The sequence below is a fragment of the Acidovorax delafieldii 2AN genome, from assembly GCF_000175235.1.
GTDB classification, from domain to species: Bacteria; Pseudomonadota; Gammaproteobacteria; order Burkholderiales; family Burkholderiaceae_C; genus Acidovorax; species Acidovorax delafieldii_B.
This window is the reverse complement of the sequence record NZ_ACQT01000345.1, coordinates 1-3050: the sequence shown is the minus strand read 5'-3', so window position 1 is coordinate 3050 and position 3050 is coordinate 1. Positions and strand designations below refer to the sequence as shown.

General features: G+C 67.2%; 2 protein-coding genes. Both read right to left on the bottom strand.

Going from position 1 to position 3050, the window contains the following annotated elements; translation table 11 throughout:
* The coding region (locus ACDELDRAFT_RS20735) for a PAS domain-containing protein (RefSeq protein ID WP_005800051.1) at positions 1 to 589 on the bottom strand (589 nt) is incomplete at its 3' end.
* A 369-nt stretch (positions 590 to 958) separates the two neighbouring features.
* Positions 959 to 2521, bottom strand: coding sequence for a methyl-accepting chemotaxis protein (locus ACDELDRAFT_RS20730; RefSeq protein ID WP_005800049.1), 1563 nt, complete (start codon positions 2519 to 2521; stop codon positions 959 to 961).
* Between the last annotated feature and the right edge of the window lie 529 nt (positions 2522 to 3050).

Here is a 3050-nt window from a genome sequence, read left to right as displayed (position 1 = left end):
CCACGCCCGCGCCCTCACCGCCCAGCCAGCGGGGCAGCATGCCGGCGAGCACCACGCCCAGCAGCATCAGGGCCAGCGTCTGGGTGGCCGATACCTGCTGCAGCCGCTGCAGCAGGCCGCGCAGCCCGGGGTACACCACCTGGCCGTGGCGCAAGCGAATGGTTTCGCGCTGCGCTGCCAGGTCGGCGCGCAGGCGCGCATACAGGGACTCAGCCAGCTGCACCTCGGCGCGGCCGGGTTTGGTGCGCACCGACAGGTAGCCGCGCGGCTTGCCGTTTTCCATGATGGGCGTGACGTTGGCACGCACCCAGTAGAAGCCGCCATCCTTGCGGCGGTTCTTCACCAGCCCCGTCCAGGTGTGGCCGCGGCCCACGGTGGCCCAGAGGTCCTTGAACGCCTGGGGCGGCATGTCGGGGTGGCGAATGAGGTTGTGCGGCTGCCCCACCAGTTCGTCGTGGTCAAAGCCACTGGCGTCGATGAAGGCCGGGTTGCAGTGCGTGATGATGCCCTTGGTATCCGTGGTGGAGACCAGCATGCTGGTGTCTGGAAAATCGTATTCGTACTGGGTTACCGGCAAATTCACACGCATGCGCTTGGGTCCTTGATTTGTTCCGCCAGGCAGGCGGAGATATCTTGATTTTCATCAATGATACAAACCCATACGAATTCGCCCGCCCGGCCGGCACCCGGGCAGTGTCCGGGCGCACGGGGTCGATCGCCTTTTCAGGATCGCCAAAGGAGTGCGCACTCTGCGATCCCCACCAGCGCCAGCGCGGCACTGGCGCCACCATCAACCCTGTCCCGCTCAGGTGCAGCCCGCCTCCAGCAAGCGATCCACCCACAGGCGAAGACGCACCGCAGGAGCCGCCCGCGTGTGGCGCCGCGCAGATAGGCCGGGCGCACCCACAGGGGGCGGGGCCTGGCAGCGAAGGCGCCTTTGGCGCGGCGCCGAGCGGCCTCAGGCCATGCGGAAGACGGCCAGCGTGCGGCCCAGCACGCCCGCGTTGTCGCTCATCGAGCGGGCCGACGCGGCAGACTCTTCGACCAGCGCGGCGTTCTGCTGCGTCACGGCGTCCAGGTCCATCACCGCGTCGTTCACCTGCGAGATGCCCACCGACTGCTCGCGCGTGGCAACGCCGATCTGGCCCATGAGCCGGTTCACATGCGCGACCGATCGCACCACCTGCTCGATGGTCTCGCCGGCCGACTGCATCTGTTGCGCACCCCGCTCGATGTGCGCGCCCGACTCACCGATCAGGCCGCGGATCTCGCCTGCCGCCGTGGCGCTGCGCTGCGCGAGCGCACGCACCTCGCTGGCCACCACGGCAAAGCCCCGGCCCTGCTCACCGGCCCGCGCCGCTTCCACGGCGGCGTTCAGCGCGAGGATGTTGGTCTGGAAGGCGATGCCTTCGATGGTGGTGATGATCTGTCCCATCTTGCGCGACGAATGCTCGATGGCCTGCACCACGGCGCCCACCTCGGTCACCGCCTGCCCGCCGCGCTGCGCAAGCTCGGCGCTGTGCTCGCTTTCGCGCAGCACCTGCTGTGCCGTTTCGGCCGACTGGCGCACCGTGCTGGCCAGCTCTTCCATCGACGCGGCTGTCTCTTCCAGGCTGCTGGCCTGCGTTTCGGTGCGCGCCGAGAGGTCTTGCGCGCCCTGGGCGATCTCGGCCGAAATGGTGCCGAAACTGCCGATCTCGACGCGGGCATCGCCCACGATGGCACGCAGGTTGATCTGGATCTGGTTCAGGCGCTCCATCAGCATGCCCATGGGATGGCGGCCCTCCACCTCGCACAGCGCACCATCGAGGTTGCAGCCCGCAATGTTCTGCGCCAGGCGGTTGGCGTCGTGGACGGCAGCCGTGATGCGGCGATGAAAGCACCAGAGAATCAGGCCCGAAAGCACCAGCAGCAGCGCCGCCTGGGCTGCCACCACGGCGGCACCCGCCCACCCCGCCAGCGCGGGTACCAGCGCAACGACCAGCACGGGCAGCAGCATTGCCGCCAGCCGCTGCGTGAAGCTGGCGCGCTGCAACATGCCGATCCAGTTGCGCCAGCCCGTGGGGCGCACGCGTCCGGCGTGAAGGATGAAGGTGCGGGCGCCCGCCTCGCGTTCCCGGTGCAACTTGGCGTACAGCGCCTCGGCCGCACGCACTTCCTGCGCAGAAGGTTTTTCGCGCACCGACATGTAGCCCTGCGGCTTGCCGTTGACGATAAGGGGCGTCACGTTGGCCCGCACCCAGTAGAAGTCGCCATTCTTGCGGCGGTTCTTGACAATGCCGCGCCAGCTTCGGCCGTTGCCGATGGTGGCCCACATGTCCTTGAAGGCCTCGGGCGGCATGTCGGGGTGCCGCACCAGGTTGTGGGGCTGCCCCATCAACTCCTCCATCGAGTAGCCGCTGACCCGGGCAAACGCTGCATTGCAGTGGGTCATATGCCCCTGCTTGTCGGTGGTCGACATCAGAAGCTCATCACTCGGGAAGTCGTACTCGATGGCGCTGACCGGCAGATTGACACGCATGAAATATTGATAAAAACGATATATTCGATAATTTTATCTAACGACTGCCAAATCCCGTGCGCCCCTGCATGGTTTTTTTCTGCGCGTCTGAAATACGCCACGCGGCTGGCATCTTTGCCAGGCCAGCGGCCCACCGCCTCATTGGCGGTGCGCCGTTTTGCACGCCCTGGCGCAGCACATGCCGCCCCTCCGGGGGACTGGAGCACGCCGTTTTCGCGCCCACCGGGAAGGCGCTTGCCTCCAAGGCCGCAGAACGGCCAACGCGTGCATGCCCATCACACGGATGGTGCGCACGAGAAGGCACGCTGGCCGCGCTGCCCCCGTTATCCACCGTTCCATAAAGGCTGCCGCACCGGCCAACAGTGCACCGCGCGCAGCGCATCTTGATTACAACGGAATCTGCCGGGAGCAGGTGGAAAGCCCCCTGGTAGCGCTAGAACAACTCGGCGGTCACCCCGGCGGGCACTGCACCGGTGGCGGTCGCGGCCACGCCGCCGCCCTCATCGGGGCGCGCCAGCGTTCCCACCCG

What these genes read in the sequence shown, in the direction of transcription:
- ACDELDRAFT_RS20730 (WP_005800049.1), bottom strand. Translation starts at nt 2,521, where the DNA reads ATGCGTGTCAATCTGCCGGTCAGCGCCATCGAGTACGACTTCCCGAGT.